At 45.0% G+C, this 16,796-nt stretch carries 16 protein-coding genes; 8 read left to right on the forward strand and 8 right to left on the reverse strand.

Going from position 1 to position 16,796, the window contains the following annotated elements:
* Positions 1-8: 8 nt before the first annotated feature.
* Positions 9-2,312: a M12 family metallo-peptidase gene (locus Q0230_RS02955; protein WP_298608001.1), complete on the reverse strand. Its 2,304-nt coding sequence runs from the start codon at positions 2,310-2,312 to the stop codon at positions 9-11.
* Positions 2,313-2,489: 177 nt separating this feature from the next.
* Between Q0230_RS02955 and Q0230_RS02960 the strand changes: the two genes are divergently transcribed.
* Both Q0230_RS02960 and Q0230_RS02965 read left to right on the forward strand, forming a co-directional pair.
* Positions 2,490-2,708: an isocitrate lyase/phosphoenolpyruvate mutase family protein gene (locus Q0230_RS02960; RefSeq protein WP_298608002.1), complete on the forward strand. Its 219-nt coding sequence runs from the start codon at positions 2,490-2,492 to the stop codon at positions 2,706-2,708.
* 50 nt (positions 2,709-2,758) lie between these two features.
* Positions 2,759-4,738: a U32 family peptidase gene (locus Q0230_RS02965; protein WP_298608004.1), complete on the forward strand. Its 1,980-nt coding sequence runs from the start codon at positions 2,759-2,761 to the stop codon at positions 4,736-4,738.
* Here the strand turns inward: Q0230_RS02965 and Q0230_RS02970 are convergent, their stop codons facing one another.
* On the reverse strand, positions 4,739-5,515 hold the full coding sequence (locus Q0230_RS02970) for a YdcF family protein (RefSeq protein WP_298608006.1): 777 nt from the start codon (positions 5,513-5,515) through the stop codon (positions 4,739-4,741).
* A 103-nt stretch (positions 5,516-5,618) separates the two neighbouring features.
* Between Q0230_RS02970 and Q0230_RS02975 the strand changes: the two genes are divergently transcribed.
* Entirely contained in the window at positions 5,619-7,190 is a 1,572-nt protein-coding gene (locus Q0230_RS02975; RefSeq protein WP_298608008.1) for a flotillin domain-containing protein, read from the forward strand.
* 2 nt (positions 7,191-7,192) lie between these two features.
* Here Q0230_RS02975 and Q0230_RS02980 read toward each other — a convergent pair whose 3' ends face one another.
* Positions 7,193-7,468 carry an accessory factor UbiK family protein gene (locus Q0230_RS02980; RefSeq protein WP_298608010.1) on the reverse strand — a complete coding sequence of 92 codons (276 nt, stop codon included), beginning with the start codon at positions 7,466-7,468 and terminating at the stop codon, positions 7,193-7,195.
* Positions 7,469-7,696: 228 nt separating this feature from the next.
* Between Q0230_RS02980 and glnK the strand changes: the two genes are divergently transcribed.
* The gene (gene glnK / locus Q0230_RS02985; protein WP_298608012.1) at positions 7,697-8,035 is read left to right on the forward strand and encodes a P-II family nitrogen regulator; all 339 of its coding nucleotides are present in this window, start codon (positions 7,697-7,699) and stop codon (positions 8,033-8,035) included.
* Between the two features lie 11 nt (positions 8,036-8,046).
* Positions 8,047-9,456 carry an ammonium transporter gene (locus tag Q0230_RS02990; RefSeq protein WP_298608014.1) on the forward strand — a complete coding sequence of 470 codons (1,410 nt, stop codon included), beginning with the start codon at positions 8,047-8,049 and terminating at the stop codon, positions 9,454-9,456.
* A gap of 77 nt (positions 9,457-9,533) precedes the next feature.
* Here the strand turns inward: Q0230_RS02990 and Q0230_RS02995 are convergent, their stop codons facing one another.
* Together Q0230_RS02995 and Q0230_RS03000 are read right to left on the reverse strand one after the other, a co-directional pair.
* Entirely contained in the window at positions 9,534-10,184 is a 651-nt protein-coding gene (locus Q0230_RS02995) for a hypothetical protein (protein WP_298608016.1), read from the reverse strand.
* Between the two features lie 15 nt (positions 10,185-10,199).
* Positions 10,200-10,670 (reverse strand): hypothetical protein, encoded by a 471-nt coding sequence (locus tag Q0230_RS03000; protein WP_298608018.1) that lies wholly within the window; start codon positions 10,668-10,670, stop codon positions 10,200-10,202.
* 121 nt (positions 10,671-10,791) lie between these two features.
* Between Q0230_RS03000 and Q0230_RS03005 the strand changes: the two genes are divergently transcribed.
* The 3 genes from Q0230_RS03005 (at position 10,792) to Q0230_RS03015 (ending at position 13,825) form a co-directional block, all read left to right on the forward strand.
* Positions 10,792-11,013 carry a hypothetical protein gene (locus Q0230_RS03005; protein ID WP_298608020.1) on the forward strand — a complete coding sequence of 74 codons (222 nt, stop codon included), beginning with the start codon at positions 10,792-10,794 and terminating at the stop codon, positions 11,011-11,013.
* Positions 11,014-11,104: 91 nt separating this feature from the next.
* A complete protein-coding gene (locus Q0230_RS03010) occupies positions 11,105-11,707 on the forward strand; it encodes a hypothetical protein (RefSeq protein ID WP_298608023.1) in 603 nt (200 codons plus the stop codon).
* 60 nt (positions 11,708-11,767) lie between these two features.
* Positions 11,768-13,825 (forward strand): molybdopterin oxidoreductase family protein, encoded by a 2,058-nt coding sequence (locus tag Q0230_RS03015; RefSeq protein WP_298608025.1) that lies wholly within the window; start codon positions 11,768-11,770, stop codon positions 13,823-13,825.
* A gap of 137 nt (positions 13,826-13,962) precedes the next feature.
* Here Q0230_RS03015 and Q0230_RS03020 read toward each other — a convergent pair whose 3' ends face one another.
* The 3 genes from Q0230_RS03020 to Q0230_RS03030 are packed head-to-tail and all read right to left on the reverse strand — an operon-like array spanning position 13,963 to position 16,455.
* Positions 13,963-14,814, reverse strand: a complete 852-nt coding sequence (locus tag Q0230_RS03020; RefSeq protein WP_298608028.1) for a metal ABC transporter permease — start codon at positions 14,812-14,814, stop codon at positions 13,963-13,965.
* 20 nt (positions 14,815-14,834) lie between these two features.
* Positions 14,835-15,560: an ABC transporter ATP-binding protein gene (locus Q0230_RS03025; RefSeq protein WP_298608030.1), complete on the reverse strand. Its 726-nt coding sequence runs from the start codon at positions 15,558-15,560 to the stop codon at positions 14,835-14,837.
* A complete protein-coding gene (locus tag Q0230_RS03030; RefSeq protein ID WP_298608031.1) occupies positions 15,553-16,455 on the reverse strand; it encodes a zinc ABC transporter substrate-binding protein in 903 nt (300 codons plus the stop codon). Before Q0230_RS03030 ends, Q0230_RS03025 begins: the two co-directional genes overlap by 8 nt.
* Positions 16,456-16,796 lie beyond the last annotated feature (341 nt).

Consider the following 16,796-nt stretch of genomic DNA (forward strand, 5'->3'; position numbering starts at 1 on the left):
AAACTAAGCTACTGCTTTAAATCAGTAGCTAACCAAACATCCGCCGTCGAGCCACGTGTAAAGCTAATTACATCGCTGGCACTATCATGGGTAAATCGCCCAACCTTGATCACTTGATCATAGGGTGCAAACCAGTTATGCGCTTTTTGATTGATACCGAATTTACCATCTTCAGCCAAAGCTAGGTAAATTCCACCAGACTCAGTGGGTAGGTAACTAGCCATATCATCTTTGCCATCAGCATTAAAATCACCAGCTACTAATTGGCTAGCTCCAGTCGCTAGACTGGTATGCCAAACGGTTGCAGGAGTGAAGCTAGTGCCAGTAGAGAGGCTGACTTTTACTTCCCCATTGCTAAAGCTAAAACCTAAATCAGTTTGCTTATCCCCATTGAAATCACCGACTACGATTTGCTGCACATTTAAAGGTAATGCATCACTCCACTGCGTTTGAGAGCCAAATAAGCTACCGTTCGATAAGCTAACTAAGATTAACCCCTTACCACGTTTAAGTGTGGCTAAGTCATCTTTGCCATCACCATTAAAGTCACCTATTACGGGTAGGCCATCTTGGGCACTTTTCAGGCTAAACCATAAACGAGGATTGTCAAAACTGTTGCCATTAGAAGGAGCTACATAAACTTGGCGTAAATTATTATGCGTTAGGCTCATCAAGTCCGTTTTGCCATCACCGTTAAAATCACCAACCGCAACCTCTTCATTCGCCAAAGCAAATTGGGTTTTCCATAAGGTTTTAGTTGCTAATTTAGTACCAGTCGACAGCGCTACAAACACTTTATGGCTAGTATATTGGGCGAAGCTGGCTACATCATCCAGATGATCACCATTGAAATCACCAATGAGTGGGAGAGCTTGATTTGCGACAAAAGACTCATGCCATTTGCTGACAGAAGCAAAACCGAAAACAGTTGGACTGACGGTTACATTAGGTACTAAACATTGCGGGTAGGCTGCTGCATACGTTTCAACGGTGGAGCGCATTTGCTCAGGTACTCGAAATGCATCGACGCCATAAGGATGATTAGTACCAAAGCTCATTGAGAGATTTTGTGAGCCACCACTGACTAAATGGCAATAGCTCATAATAGTACCAGGATGAGTAGCAGTACTACCCCCAGTTAATGTGCCTAAGCCTGGCAAGTTCATAGCTGGTTGATAATTTTGGCAAACACCACCAGCGGTTGCATAGCAACAATCAATAGGCAGGTTATAACCGTGATCAACATCATAGGCATGTGTATGGGAACTGCCAAAATTATGCCCTAGTTCATGCGCAACCACATAAGCATCCCAAACAATCATAGGACTATTGGGAGTAAAGCTACCACTCATACCCCCACTAACACCAAAGTCATAAGAGCCTTGGCTCGCGCCTGCGTAAGAAGGGGCGGTACAAATACTTGCAATAAAAGCAATGCCACCATTCATACTATTTTTACCACTCAAAAAGTGTACCGTGGTACGTGCAACACTAACTCGTTTAGTTAAGTAATACGACTGCAGTTCATAAAGAGCGCTACTGGTGCTTGAAGCCTCCCAAGGATCATCAGGGCTGGTGTAAAGCACGATTTCTTTTAAACGTAGGGTGGTGTTGATTTCGGCCTCATAAATGCTGGAGACATAAGCCATTAAATCAGTGATATATTGTGCAGCAGCAGCCGTATTGTTGAATAAACTATAAAACTCATAATCTGTTTCAATGATGAGTTCAGCGGTATAGTTTAAGCCATTGCCCAGTTGAGCACGGTGTGGAGCCTTTAATTTAGCTTTAATCCCTGCAGGTAAAGGTGGTTTAAATTGATTGCTTCCATCTACACCACAGCTAAAATCCTTGTGTTTGAAGTCTTGCTCTGGAATCAAAGCACGGGTATTGAAATCTTCAGCTTGTTCTTTGGAATGCCCGCTCACATAGATTTGCCCTTCTAGTTGCACAATCGAGCGAGTCTTACCATCTGCATCAATGGCCATAAAAGCAGAGGAATTAGCTTGCTCAGCAACCTTACCCTGAAAATAATGAGTCTGTGGTAGAGGCAGATTCTGGGTTCCAGAACTACCTTTGATAGTGATCTTGGCATCGGGGGTGAAAATTTGAAACTGTTCTAGTTGAAGGTCAGCTGTTTTGCTGGCGTTTAAAGGCGTTGCAACTAACTCGGCTTGTTGGGCTTGATAGAGTTCGCCCGCAAAATTAACTTGTTTAAAATTAAGTGGTTCAGCAGCTAGTAGCGGTGTTGCAATGAGGCTTCCTGCTAATGTCCAAAACATTAGTCGCAAGAGCAATTTAGCAAAGCTCATGATTATGAATACCTTTGAAATCTGATAAAGAATTACGCTCTAATCAATATCTTGAGAGCAAAATAGAATGAGGAGTTGGCTGCAACTTTATCCCTAAATGTGTCCTTACGCCAATCTTTCTCATAAGACTTATTTACAGGCAGCTCTTTATGCAAAATCAGTTCAATAAGGCTCATTGTGTTAACTGCGCGTACCGATTGTTATCTCGTCGAACACCCTCAGCCTTTCGCCGAAGCTCTAAAACGTGCACAGCGCTATTGTGAGGCGGGTGCTGATTGTGTTTTTGTTCCGGGAGTGAGGGATCTGAATACTATTAAACAGCTAGTAAAGCAGATTCCTAAGCCATTGACTGTGGTCGTTGGTCTACAAGGCAATTCTTTTAGTGTGCAGCAGTAGCTGATATTAATGTTATAATTTTCTATTCTAAAACTCCTTAGCCAAGCATCATGAGTCTGCAACCCCACCAAATCGAACTTCTTTCTCCTGCCAAAACCGCTGAGATTGGCCGCGAAGCCATTTTGCATGGTGCGGATGCGGTCTATATCGGTGGCCCCGATTTTGGTGCGCGGCATAATGCGAGTAATACTGTGGCGGAAATTGCTGAATTGGTGCAGTTTGCGCATCGTTTTCATGCACGCATTTTCGTGACTTTAAACACGATTTTGCATGAGGCCGAGTTAGAGCCAGCACGGCGTTTAGTCACCGATTTATATAATGTGGGTGTGGATGCATTGATTGTGCAGGATATGGCGCTATTGGAGATGGACATTCCGCCGATTCAATTGCATGCCTCTACCCAATGCGATATTCGTTCTGCTGCCAAAGCCAAGTTTTTAGCCGATGCTGGATTTTCGCAGATTGTGCTAGCGCGTGAGTTAAGCTTGCCACAGATTCGCGAGATTGCTCAAACGGTGGGTGAGGGCGCGACCATTGAGTATTTTATTCATGGTGCTTTATGTGTTGCGTTTTCAGGGCAATGTTATATCAGTCACGCAGAAACAGGGCGCAGTGCGAATCGTGGCGATTGTTCGCAGGCTTGCCGTTTGCCTTATACCCTCACCGAGCAAAATGGGGCGGTGATTGCTTTCGATAAGCATTTGTTGTCGATGAAGGACAATAATCAGTCAGCGAATTTGGAGGCTTTACTCGATGCGGGTGTGCGTTCGCTGAAGATTGAGGGGCGCTATAAAGATGTGTCCTATGTAAAAAATATTACTGCGCATTACCGCCAATTATTAGATCAAATTTTGGAACGGCGGCCTGAATGGGCGCGTGCAAGTTCTGGTTCTAGCGAGATCTTCTTCAAACCAAATCCCGACAAAACCTTTCATCGTGGCAGTACCGATTATTTTGCCACAGCCCGCAAACCAGACATTGGAGCATTTGACTCACCCAAGTTTGTCGGCTTGCGTTTAGGTACTGTCCATCAAGTCAGTAAAGATTGGCTGGAGCTAGCTACTCCGGAAATGATGGCAAATGGTGATGGCCTGAGCTTCATGCGTAAGCGCGAAGTGGTCGGCTTGCAAGCGAACACCGTGGAACAGCGCGGCAAAACTAAAGAGGGTGAAACGATCTGGCGTATTGTGCCGAATGATCCGAGTAGCTTGGTGGGCTTAAAACTTGGCACTGAAGTGTCGCGTAATCGTGATCATGCGTGGGAATTGGCGCTGTTAAAAAAATCGGCAGAACGCTTAATTCCTGTGTGGATCAGCTTAAATGAAACACCGACTGGCTTGAGTTTGAGTCTTACCGATGCGGATATGATTAGTGCGACAGTGCCGCTTGATTTGGCTTTAGAACCAGCTCGCCAAGCGGATAAAGCGTGGGCAAGTTTGCGCGATAATGTAGGCAAATTGGGTAATACGATTTTCACTGCACAAGATATTCAGCTTAACTTGAGCCAACCGTGGTTTGTGCCTGCGTCTAGTTTGAATCAATTGCGCCGCGATGCGGTGGCAGCTTTAGAGCAAGCACGCTTAGCGGTTTGGCAGCGGCCGCCCCGTAAAGCGCCTATGCAACCAGCGCCACGCTATCCTGAAACCTCACTGTCTTATCTCGCTAATGTTTATAACTCGCTGGCTTGGCAGTTTTATCGTAAGCACGGCGTGGAGGTGATTGAGCCAGCCTATGAAGCGCACGAAGAGGAAGGTGAGGTGAGTTTAATGATCACCAAACATTGCCTGCGTTTCTCTTATAATCTCTGCCCGAAACAAGCCAAAGGTGTGCAAGGGGTGATGGGGCAGGTGCGCGCTGATCCTTTGATTCTCAAAAATGGCGACGAAACTTACACCCTGAAATTCGAATGTCGCCCTTGTGAAATGCATGTAATGGGCAAGATGAAAAAGCATATTTTGAAGCAAGCACCACCCAGTACAGTGGCTACTTCGATTCCTTTGACATTCTATAAACAGCGTCCGCAACCTTAGTTATTGCAGCTTGTCGCGTAACGAATACCACAGCAAGCCGATCCATTCGTGCAGGGCAATAGAGCTGCGTACCAAGGCAGTTGCCTGTGGCACAAATTTCATAGGGTAATCCGTCCATTGAATCGCACCGCTATAAGACACCGAGGCAGGAAGATACTGTAGTTTGCGCTTCCGAAAGGAATATAAACTGCGTGGCATATGCCAAGCTTGGGTGACTAACCAAGCTGAGTGAATACCGGCTTTTGAAAGCATTTCATCAGTAAACTGTGCGTTTTGCCAAGTCGTGTGACTTTCGGTTTCTAGCCATTTTACAGGGACGCGAAACTCATCTTGTAAGACATCGCGCATCAGTTCCGCTTCACTACGCGCATCCGGTAAAGGACTGCCACCCGTGACTAGAATCGGTAAGCCTGTGGCACGAGGTAAATGTGCAGCATAACGTAAGCGTTCAATGCCCGCTAAGGAAGTGCTTTCTCCACCAGCGTATTCTGGAACGTTTAAATTCCGTCCTGAGCCTAACACGACAATAGCTTGAGGTAAGGGTTCTTGTTTCCATAGTTCGAAGCGCGGTGGGTATTGTTTTTCTAGTTCGCCGAGTAGCCAGCTAGCAGTGATCGGCAAGCTTAGGATAAGAATTTGCAAAGCAGCAAAAGCGAATAGACTACAAACGAGCATTTTGCGTTTTCTCCAGAGCAGAGCGATTAAGGCTAACACTAGAAATTGGCCAGGGGGCAGGAGTAAAAACTCAAAACTGCGATTAAGAAGGGCATTATCCATACGAGGCTCAGTGGGCTAAGGGGGAATTATTGTCTAAATAGCGCATGTCGATTCGGAAGGGTTTATACTGGATTTCACTTACCTTTGCCTAGGCTGGACAAGTATGGATTCCTTAAATAACTCCATCGTATACGCTGGAGTGGTTGCGTTAGCCGTCGTGTTGATCGTAATCGCTTTATTCTCCACTTTTTATCGACGCTCTACTAAGGATCGTGCTTTTGTGCGTACGGGGTTTGGTGGTGAACATGTGGTGATGAATAGTGGTGCGCTGGTATTTCCAGTCTTGCATGACATGATGACGATTAATATGCAAACCATGCGGGTGGAGGTGGAGCGTTCTAACCATGATGCCTTGATTACCCATGATTCTTTGCGGGTTGATGTGGTAGCAGAGTTCTTCTTGCGGGTTGCACAAAATCATGCAGCCATTTCTACTGCGGCACGTACTTTAGGTGATCGCACCTTAAATCAAGAACGTATGAAAGAAATCGTTGAGGCACAATGCGTTGCAGCGCTGCGTTCGGTTGCTTCTAGCATGTCTTTGGATGAATTACATGTAAAACGCGCGGATTTTGAAAGTAATGTAGAAAATAACTTAAATACTGAGTTCCAAAAGAATGGATTGGAGTTAGTTTCAGTTTCTTTAATGCGCTTAGATCAAACAGCACGAGAGTATTTAGATGAAAACAATGCATTCGATGCGCGCGGTTTAATTAAGCTGGATGAAATTACCGAAGAAAGTCGCAAGCGCCGGAATGACATTGAGCAAGAAAATAAAATTAAAATCCAAGAGAAAAATAAAGAGGCTGAGCAGCGGCGTTTGCATATTCAACAACAAGAAGTAGAAGCACAGAAACAACAAGAAAAGTATTTAGCCGATTTACAAGCGCAAACTGCCAAGGATATTGAGGAAAATAAACTTCGAGTAGAGCGTGAATTAGAAGAAATTCGCATTGCTAAAGAAACGGCCATTGAAATGGCGCGGCGTGATATGGAAGTTGCGCGTGCTGAATTTGAAAAGGGTATTTCTGAGGCTTGGATGGCGACCGACAAAATGAAAGCTGAAGCGGCACGCTTAACTGAGGAAATCGCTACCGCGCGTGAAAAAGCCGAAGCAGAGCGTAAAAAACTCATCGAAGTAATTAGTGCGCAAAAAGAAGCTCAGCGCCAAACTATTATTGCGGAAGCAAATGCAGAAGTAGAGCGCTTAGCAGCAAAAGCCGCGGAAGTTCGTTATCAAGTGGAGGCGATTGGGAAACGTACTTTAAATGAAGCTGCCAATATTCTTGGGCAAAGCCAAATTGATATGCAAGTCAAAATGGAAATTGTCCGGCAGTTACCACAAATTATTCGTGAGAGTGTAAAACCGATTGAAAATATCGATGGTATTAAAATCATGCATATTGACGGTTTAGGTGCTGTTTCAAGTTCATCTTCTGCTAATATGAGTGGTGGTGGTAATAAGGGTGGTTTAGCTGATCAAATTGTGGATAGTGCGCTACGTTATCGTGCACAAGTTCCCTTAATTGATAGTTTGCTGCGGGAAGTCGATTTAAAAGGCGATAGCAGTGACGGTTTAACGGGGTTTATTCGGGAACAGATTGCTCCCGAACGTTCTAAGCATCCAGCGCGTGATTCTAACGATGAGGCTGAAGATAAACCCGATGCAGCCTAAACTTAATTAGCACCACCTTGTTCGTTTTGGTTGGTTGCGGAAGCCTGTTTATTTTCCCATTCATTTAAACGGGCTTCTAGCGCCTCTAATTTTTCGCGAGTGCGTTGTAGCACAGCCGTTTGAATATCAAATTCTTCGCGGGTAACCAAATTCATTTTTTGTAAACCCGCTTCCATCACACCACGCATATTCTTCTCAAAATCCTCCTGCATATTGCGTACCGGCTCAGGTAGTAGTTCTGAAAACTTTTTCATCATGTCATCTAAAGGATTGCTCATTGCTGTGACTCCTAATGGCTTAGCCGAAAATACTGGTGCATAGAAAATTTTTGTAAGCACTTTTCTGGTGCATAGATAGTTCGCAGTGCTTACGAATCGACACTAGTTTAAATCAATCTGTGGGTTTTAGGCGCTTTTTAAAGTTGGCATAGCCCTTGCTAGACAAGCCTTAAGTTTTAAAGCTGCAAGTTTTTACAGTTTCATGGCATTAGAAAAGGAGTGCTACTGATGAAGATGATAACAGCCATTATCAAGCCGTTTAAGCTCGACGATGTGCGGGATGCGCTCAGTGAAATCGGGGTCAAGGGCATCACTGCGACTGAAGTGAAAGGTTTTGGACGGCAGAAGGGACATACTGAATTATATCGTGGTGCTGAGTATGTGGTTGATTTCTTACCAAAGATTAAAGTCGAAATTGCTATTGATGACAGCTTAGTAGATCGCGTGATCGAGGCCATTAGCAAGGCTGCTAATACCGGGAAAATTGGTGATGGCAAAATCTTTGTGATGCCGTTGGAACAAGTCGTACGGATTCGTACGGGCGAAACTGGTAGCGAAGCGCTCTAAAGGGGGATGGAATGAATTTAAAGTTTGCTTTAATGCTAACAGGGGCTTTGTTAGGTCTATCCGGTCTAGCTGGGGCACAAGAGGTGACTACTGCCGCCGCTGATGCAGCTGCGACTGCTGCATCTACTGCACCAACACCCGATAAAGGCGATACGGTGTGGATGATGGTTTCCACTTTACTCGTCATTATGATGGTGATTCCGGGCTTAGCTTTATTCTATGGCGGCTTGGTACGCTCTAAGAATATGCTCTCAGTTCTTGCGCAAGTCTTTAGCATTTTCTGCTTAATCGCCCTATTGTGGGTTATCTATGGCTATAGCTTAGCCTTCACCGATGGCAGTAGTTTAAATAGCTTTATTGGTAGTTTTGATAAGTTATTCCTAAAAGGGGTAGATACTTCTGTCACAGTGGAAACCTTTACTAAAGGGGTGGTGATTCATGAAATGGTTTTTGCCATCTTCCAATTGACCTTTGCGGCTATCACTGTTTCTCTGATCGTCGGTGGTTTTGCTGAGCGGATTAAATTCTCAGCTTTATTAATCTTCTGTGTACTGTGGTTTACCTTCTCTTATCTACCAATGGCACATATGGTCTGGTTCTGGGGTGGTCCATCTGCTTATGATGCCCCAGCGGGTTTCTTATTTTCTAAAGGCGCTTTAGATTTCGCAGGTGGTACCGTTGTGCATATTAATGCTGCAATGGCGGCTTTAGTGGGTGCAATTGTCGTAGGTAAGCGGGTTGGTTATGGCCGTGATTCAATGGCTCCGCATAACTTAGTAATGACCATGATTGGTGCTTCTTTACTCTGGGTGGGTTGGTTCGGTTTCAATGCGGGTTCTAACTTAGAGGCGACGGGCACTGCTGTTTTAGCGATGTTGAATACGATTGTCGCTACTGCTGCGGCAGGTTTATCGTGGATGGCTGCTGAGTGGTTATTACGGGGTAAGCCTTCATTACTGGGGGTGGTATCCGGCGCTGTCTCTGGCTTAGTGGCTATTACGCCAGCGGCTGGTTTTGCAGGTCCGATGGGGGCGATTGCTTTAGGTTTAATCACGGGAGCAGCTTGCTTATGGGGTGTCACTGGCTTGAAACATATGCTTGGCTATGACGACTCCTTAGATGTATTCGGTGTACACGGTATTGGTGGCATCATAGGTGCGATTGGTACTGGTATTGTGATCAATCCAGCTTTGGGTGGCTCTGGGGTCTTTGACTATGCTACAGGTACGGTTGCGGCCTATAGCAGCTCACAAATCTTCAGTCAGCTATGGGGCGTGGGGGTAGCGATTTTGTGGTCAGGGGTGGTGAGCTTTGTCATTCTGATGCTATTGAAGCACACCATTGGCTTACGGGTTACGCACGATGAAGAGCGTGAAGGTTTAGATACCGTCAGTCATGGTGAGCGTGCTTACACTATTTAAGCTCAGTTTAGATCTGTGTGTTTCTCTAGGAATTGGCGGGGCATGAACCCGCCTTTTTTATTGCAAGATCTAAGCAATTAGAATTTAGGGGTGAAGGGATCCATTACCACAATCCTACCTTGACGGGTACGCATTAAATTATCGCCATGTAAATCCCAGCTAACAAAATCCTGATGCTCGCGGTAATAGCGGCAGAGTTGGCGTAAATCATCAGCTAAAGCTTGCCCGTAACGTTCTTTGACCCAGCCCCAAACTTCCAGACGATCTTTTTCTTCCATCCAATCAATTTCATGTACATGCTCAGTGAAGAAAGCAGTGTCTTCTGCGTTGAGATGCTCCAAACGTTCCATCACATAGATAATCCGATAATCAAGTTCGTTTTTGGTAAAAATCTCAATCTGTTCCAAAGGCAAAACTTCATCGTCTTCAGAAAGTAGACCAATGCGGCGAATAAATGGAATCTCAGTAAGCTGCTGCTGCTGAATTGCATCGCAGAAATATTCAAGACCTAAGGAAAATTTTTCGAGCAGTACATAATGCTTCCATTCGCCTGCTTGAGTTTCGGCGAAGAAATCCCGATGACATTTTTTGCAATTAAGAGAGAGATCTTTGCCATCACAGTGCATGGCGTAGACATTAGTGAGGAAGGTATTTTCACACTGGGGACACTGCATGCGTTCATATTGGCCTTCTAGAAAACATTGCAGGATTTGTTGACTGACATTCATGAGTAGCTATCTATATCAATAATCGATCCCATTGATTTGCAAGATCCACGCCCCCGGATGCGCAATGCCCGGAAAATAATCATCTATCCACAGACCTACATCAATGCCTTGCTCATATAAGCATGCGCGTTTTAATTGACCGTCGGTAGTATAGATGGGAATACTATCATCTTTAAGAGTTTCCCTAATTTCTGTAATGCCATCTTGATGATCTGCGCGTAAAGTGCATACCAAGGGTTCCCAACCTTGGGCTTGATAGGCTGAAATTAAGGTTTGAAAAAATTTAGGGTCAGCGGTAATAGTACAGTCAAAGTCGAAAGCAATTCGACGTGAGGTGGGTGAGTCAGCAAGCGCGTAAATATCAATCCGGAATTCATTGAATTCAGTGGTCAGGCTATGTCGCTGTTGATGCTCAAGAGTTTGCTTGAGCAGCTTAAACGCTGGACATAAGCCGGCATGTTGATAATAAAAGACGAGATTGCTCATATTTTCTCTAAGTGGATAATTTGAATTTATACCGCAAACTGGTCATTCAAATTATAAAAATTTCTGCACTGCTTATGACAAAACTGCATAAGTGAAAATTAGTTAGCTCAGGAGAGTACCCATGAAACTAGGTCTAAATGGATTAATTATAATTATAGGTTTGGGCTTAACAGCCTGTCAGGCTCCTACCTCTTCAGAGAGTGGTGTACGCCCTTTGCCTACCCCGAAAGGTCAAGGTGGTATGACCCTATGCCCAATGGATGCACGTCTGTGCCCGGATGGACGCACTTCAGTAGGGCGTACTGGACCAAATTGTGAGTTTGCGGCTTGTCCGAGAGGCTAAACGCTGCGTCGGAAATTCATAAAAGGAATAGAGGCTCTTGTGATAGTTAAGACTAACTTAATTATTATTCTAACAAGTGACGAGAGCCTCCATGTTTTACCGTGTCGCTTTAATCGCTGCTAGTTGTCTAGCACTAGCAGCTTGCTCTGGTTCTGAAGATACCCCAACCTCGAAAGCTCCAGTTGAGCAACCCCCCATAACAGTAAATACTCTACCAGCGCCGGTAACTGCATCAACCCGAGTGCTTGCTAGTCAGGGTGCTCCGGCGAATGCAGCGGCTACTAATAGCCCTCCAGTTGATCCAGCTACCTGCCCCTATACGGTAGAGGAGCTTAATCAAGGCTTAGGTTTAAAGCTGAGTATTGTTAATGCGGTGGAAGTTCCATTTGCAGGCGGAACACAGCTTAGCTGCCAATACACTGGTGAACAGTCGGCTACCATCACCGTAAATAAATTAGTAATGCAAGATCCGAAAATGCTTGAAGGCATGGAGCAGTTTTTAGCAGGTAGCTTAGAAGCAGTCCCGAATGATCCTGATAAAGCTCAATGGAATACGACTGATAGTGGCTTAAATGATTTAACTCTGCACTATGTACATGCAGGGACTAGCATTGATGTGCGTTTATTAGGTGTTGATCAAGCCGAGTGGCCTGCGATGAAACAAAAATTGTTGGGCTTACGTCGCACCCCTTAATAGCTTATGCTAGTTGGCAGCACAATTTTTGTTGCTGCTAGTTAGTTTTAAAGGATGCTGATGATGTTCACTGTTCCAGTTGCTTGTCCTCACGATTGCCCTGATACCTGCGCGATGCGAGTCACAGTGAATGCGGCAGGGCTTGCGATTAAAATCGAAGGTGATCCACAGCATCCCACGACGGATGGCGTACTTTGCACCAAAGTAGCGCGCTATCTAGAGCGTACCTATCATTCTGAGCGTTTACTCTATCCGCTTAAACGCATTGGCCGAAAAGGTGAAGGCAAATTTGCACGTATTAGCTGGGATGAAGCTTTAGATACGATTGCTGCTCGTCTTAAAACCATTGCTGCGCGTAATCCAGAAGCGATTATGCCCTATAGTTATGGTGGCACGATGGGGCTGGTACAAGCAGAAGGAATGGCGGCACGTTTCTTTAATAAGCTGGGTGCTTCGCGCTTAGATCGTACCATTTGTGCTTCAGCAGGTGCAGCAGCAATGCGTGCAACTTATGGTGCAGGCGTAGGTATGGATGTAGAGCAGCTTGATCAAGCTAAGCTCATCTTGATTTGGGGCAGCAACCCCATTACCACGGGTGTACATCTTTGGCGCAAAGTGCAAGCAGCCCAACGTCAAGGTGCTACCGTTATTGCCATTGACCCGCATCGTTCGCTTACTGCACAAAAATGCCAGCAACATATCGCTATTTTACCGGGCACAGATGCCGCTTTAGCTTTTGGCTTGATGCATATCTTGATTCGTGAGCAGTGGTTGGATCAGGATTATATTGAACACTATACCCTAGGTTTTACAGAGCTAGCGGCGCGGGCAGCCGACTATACGCCAGCGTATGTAGCAAAGATTTGCGGAATAACCACGCACGAAATAGAAGCCTTAGCCGCTTTAATAGCGAAGACTGCTTTACAAGATCAACAACCGGTTGCTTTCCGTTTGGGCTATGGGGCACAGCGAGTACGTGGTGGTGCAAATGCGATTCGTGCTGTGAGCTGTTTACCGTCCTTAATTGGTGCTTGGCGACACGCAGCAGGTGGCTTATTGCTGTCTAGTTCAGGTTTTTTTCCGATCAATAAAGCAGGTTTAGAGCGTCCTGATTTATATCCAAGCGGTACACCGCGTTTATTGAATATGAGTACGATAGGTGATCATCTGTTGCAGGATGGGGTAGAGGCCGTACTCGTGTATAACAGTAATCCGGTGGCGATTGCTCCTGAAAGTAGCAAAGTTGCGCAGGGTTTTGCGCGTGAAGATTTATTTACGGTTGTCTTAGAGCATTTCCAAACTGATACCGTCGATTATGCAGATATTGTGCTGCCAGCCACTACGCAGTTAGAGCATAATGACATTCACAAGTCTTACGGGCATCGCTATATCTTACTGAGTCAACAAGCGATTCAACCACTGGGTGAGTGCAAATCAAACTCTGAAATTTTCCGTCTTTTAGCGGCTAAAATGGGTTTCACTGAAAGCTGTTTCCAAGAGGATGATCGGGCTATAGCACAAGCTGCATTTAACTGGCAGCATCCGCATACAGCGAATATCCGTTGGGAAACTTTGCAACAACAAGGTTGGCAGAAATTAAATGTCGCCGCTGCGCCATTTGCAGCGGGCAATTTCCCGACACCCTCAGGTCGTTGTGAGTTTGTTTCTTCGGAACTAGCTTCACAAGGTTTAGATCCTTTACCGAATTATTTGCCACCTTATGAATCAGTCGCGAGTAATCCAGACTTAGCAACACATTATCCTTTGCAGCTGATTTCACCTCCTGCCCGACATTTTTTAAATAGCAGCTTTGTGAATGTGGATAGCTTACGCAAGCAACTGCCTGAGCCGAGTTTAGAAATTCATCCAGCTGATGCAACCGCTCGCCAGATTCAAGAGGGGCAAATGTTGAAAGTGTTTAATGAGCGTGGGGCGTTTCAGTTGAAAGCTGTCATTACAGATCGGATCAAGCAAGGTGTGGTCTTAGCCTATTCGATTTGGTGGAAGAAAATGTCGAGTGATGGCAAAAATTGCAATGAAGTGGCGAGCCAGGCACTCACCGACTTAGGCGCAGCGGCTACCTTTTATGATTGTTTAGTTGAAGTCCAAGTCGCCTAAGCAATATTCGTAGTTTGATGATCGCTTAAATCTTCACCAGGCGATAGGTTCTCATGCGGCGAAATTACCAAAGCGCTCTAGCCAAGTATTGAGTGGCTTATTCACCTAGTCCTCCTCCAGATGAAACAACGAAGTCTCTATGATGACACAGATAAACTCTGGCGCGCTCTACGCTTTAAGCGATAGTGACTGAAGATAGCAGAGATTACATAAGCACTACCCGCCAGCAGAATAATAGTTGGGCCAGCCGGTAAATCAGGGCTATAAGAAATCGCTAAGCCGCCGATGGTAAAACTACTACCCAATACAGTCGCAATCAGCATCATCCAACCGAGTGAATGTACATAATGCCCAGCAATGGCAGCGGGTAAGGTAAGTAAGGCAATGACCAAAATTAGCCCCACCACATGAATCAACAGAACTACAGTGACAGCGATCAAGCAGAGTAGCAATAAATAGAAAAAACTCACAGGCACGCCACGTAAACGTGCGAATTCTTCGTCAAAAATCACAGCTAAGAACTGACGGTAAAATAGACCAACAATCAGTAGTAGTACTAAATCCAAAATCCCCATAAACCAGACATCTTGCTCGGGAACTAATAAAATATTGCCAAACAAATAGCTAGTTAAACTGCTGGTATAACCCGGAGTTTGGGCAATAAAGAGCAAGCCCACTGCCATTCCCATCGCCCAGATTGCACCAATCAAGGTATCTTCTTGGGTTTTCCAATTGAGGCGAATCCAGCCAATCAAGAGGGCAGAAACAATGGCTGCAATCAAAGCACCTAATAGTGGATCAAAGCCGAAATAAACGGCTGCCCCCATACCTGCTAAAACGGAGTGAGCAATCCCGCCTGCTAAAAAGGTGATGCGCTTCACCACCACAAACGTCCCAATCACTCCGCAGCCTAAACTAGCTAATAAGCCAGCGAGCAAGGAGATTTGTAAAAAGGGTTGGCTTACTAAAGCGCTTAAAAACTCAGTCATGGCGGTAGAGGTAATTAAAATTAGTGAACATGGGCGACGCGCCGAATCGGCTCGCCATATAAATGCTGGATCAAATGACCATCAATAGTATCGGTGGTATGGCAGACTAAAGTGCGATTTAAACAAGCTACTCGACTCACATAATCTGAAATGAAGGCTATATCATGCGAGACTACCAAAATAGTTAAGCGTTTATTTAATTCGCGTAAATGATCGAAAATATCGCTTTCAATACGCATATCAATATTCGCAGTTGGCTCATCTAGAATGAGAATCTTCGGATCACTAACTAAAGCACGGGCTAATAAAATTCTTTGTAATTGGCCACCGGATAAGGCACTAATCGGGCGCTGAGCTAAATCTTGGGCTTCTAATTCAGCTAAAGCTTGCTGCACTGCTGCATAATCGGCGGCGTTATAGCGACCTAGCTGTCTACCTGCACCCAAACGTCCTAGTAGCACAGCTTGTTCTACAGTAATCGGGAAGTCACGGGCAAAGCCCGGATATTGCGGCACATAACCAATTTGAGTGCGCTGTTGAGCAGGCTTTTTGCCGAGCACCGTCACAGTACCCGTTTGTGGTTTAATTAAGCCTAAAATAAGTTTGAGCATCGTGCTTTTGCCGCCTGCATTAGGGCCAACAATGCCTAAAAACTCACCTTGCTCCACACTAAAGTCAATATTTTGTAGCACTGGAACAAGGCCATAAGAAAAACTTACCTTGTGTAGCTCAATCACTTTACTCACGCTCAACTCCAGCGATTAAGCGAGCGGCTTTACGTAAGTTGGGAATATAGTCTTCAGCTAAATTGTCAATGGAAATGACGTGACCGCCAATCGCTTTAGCTACTTGCTCAGCAGCGCGCTGGCTAAATTGTGGTTGCACAAAAATAGTTTTTACTTGGGCGTGCTTGGCTTCATCAATCAAGGCAGCTAAAGCTTTTGCCCCCGGTTCTTTACCTTCCACTTCAATCGGGATTTGTTGTAAGCCATAAGCATCCGCTAGATAACCCCAAGCAGGATGGAAAACCATAAATTTGAGGTTTTGCTTATCTTTAAATAGTTCTATCAACTCTTGATCAAGCTGATCTAATTCAGTAGCAAAATTCGTATAGTTTTTATTAAATTGCTCGCTTTGTTCTGGACGTAATTTGCTAAAGGTATCAGCAAGTTGCTTCGCCATTTGTTTCGCAATCCGTGGGCTGACCCATAAATGTGGATCAGGTGCAGACCCTTGCGGTTCGGCATGCCCCTCATGTCCTGCATGTGAATGTGCTTCTAGGCTACGCAATTTAACGCCATCCCGCGCATCGACCAACAGAATCGTAGGATTTACTCCTTGAATGCGTTTCATCCACGCATCTTCGAAAGGCATACCGACCCGCACATATAACTGAGCTTTGGATAGTGCACTAATTTGCTGAGCGGTTGGTTCATAAGTTTCAGGGCTAAAACCTGGTTGTACCATTGATTCAACTTTGACCTGATCACCACCAATTTTTTCGGCGAAATACTTTTGTGGCACCACACTCACGAAGATTTGTAAGGGTGCAGCAGCCCAAAGTGGATTGGAATAGGCTAAAGCAAATAGCCAACCGATGGCGACTAATTTCTTAAAATTTAACGCTAAGACGATGTTCATGCTAACTAATCAGCGGAGGTAAGAATGCAAGGCGCTTGATAGTAGCTGAAACGCGCTAGCTTGGCGATTTTTCTCAATCAGGAAGATAGTTAAGCGAGGGGTGCATAGATCACATTAGGGCAGTGATTTATGTACTCGGCTTTAAACTAGGAGTCTGGATAATAGACTGTACCTTATATGCAATAGCTATTGATTACCTCCCAACCACCGTTATTGACGTATAGCTCTCTAAAGTTGTCCTAAATTAGACCCCTTATTTAAGGGGTTTTTTTATATCAAATCCAAGCTATATCCCCTATTTAGGCGCTGAACAAATGCCCCATACGTTTGTCATAATGATG

The organism is uncultured Thiothrix sp. (assembly GCF_937876535.1).
In the GTDB taxonomy this organism is placed as follows: Bacteria; Pseudomonadota; Gammaproteobacteria; order Thiotrichales; family Thiotrichaceae; genus Thiolinea.

Coding starts and splice junctions, on each gene's coding strand:
- Q0230_RS03010 (WP_298608023.1), top strand. CDS start 11,105: ATGTTTTACCGTGTCGCTTTAATCGCTGCTAGTTGTCTAGCACTAGCA.
- Q0230_RS02980 (WP_298608010.1), bottom strand. CDS start 7,468: ATGAGCAATCCTTTAGATGACATGATGAAAAAGTTTTCAGAACTACTA.
- glnK (WP_298608012.1), top strand. CDS start 7,697: ATGAAGATGATAACAGCCATTATCAAGCCGTTTAAGCTCGACGATGTG.
- Q0230_RS02965 (WP_298608004.1), top strand. CDS start 2,759: ATGAGTCTGCAACCCCACCAAATCGAACTTCTTTCTCCTGCCAAAACC.
- Q0230_RS02990 (WP_298608014.1), top strand. CDS start 8,047: ATGAATTTAAAGTTTGCTTTAATGCTAACAGGGGCTTTGTTAGGTCTA.
- Q0230_RS02955 (WP_298608001.1), bottom strand. CDS start 2,312: ATGAGCTTTGCTAAATTGCTCTTGCGACTAATGTTTTGGACATTAGCA.
- Q0230_RS02970 (WP_298608006.1), bottom strand. CDS start 5,515: ATGGATAATGCCCTTCTTAATCGCAGTTTTGAGTTTTTACTCCTGCCC.
- Q0230_RS03030 (WP_298608031.1), bottom strand. CDS start 16,455: ATGAACATCGTCTTAGCGTTAAATTTTAAGAAATTAGTCGCCATCGGT.
- Q0230_RS02975 (WP_298608008.1), top strand. CDS start 5,619: ATGGATTCCTTAAATAACTCCATCGTATACGCTGGAGTGGTTGCGTTA.
- Q0230_RS02995 (WP_298608016.1), bottom strand. CDS start 10,184: ATGAATGTCAGTCAACAAATCCTGCAATGTTTTCTAGAAGGCCAATAT.
- Q0230_RS03005 (WP_298608020.1), top strand. CDS start 10,792: ATGAAACTAGGTCTAAATGGATTAATTATAATTATAGGTTTGGGCTTA.
- Q0230_RS03015 (WP_298608025.1), top strand. CDS start 11,768: ATGATGTTCACTGTTCCAGTTGCTTGTCCTCACGATTGCCCTGATACC.
- Q0230_RS03000 (WP_298608018.1), bottom strand. CDS start 10,670: ATGAGCAATCTCGTCTTTTATTATCAACATGCCGGCTTATGTCCAGCG.
- Q0230_RS03020 (WP_298608028.1), bottom strand. CDS start 14,814: ATGACTGAGTTTTTAAGCGCTTTAGTAAGCCAACCCTTTTTACAAATC.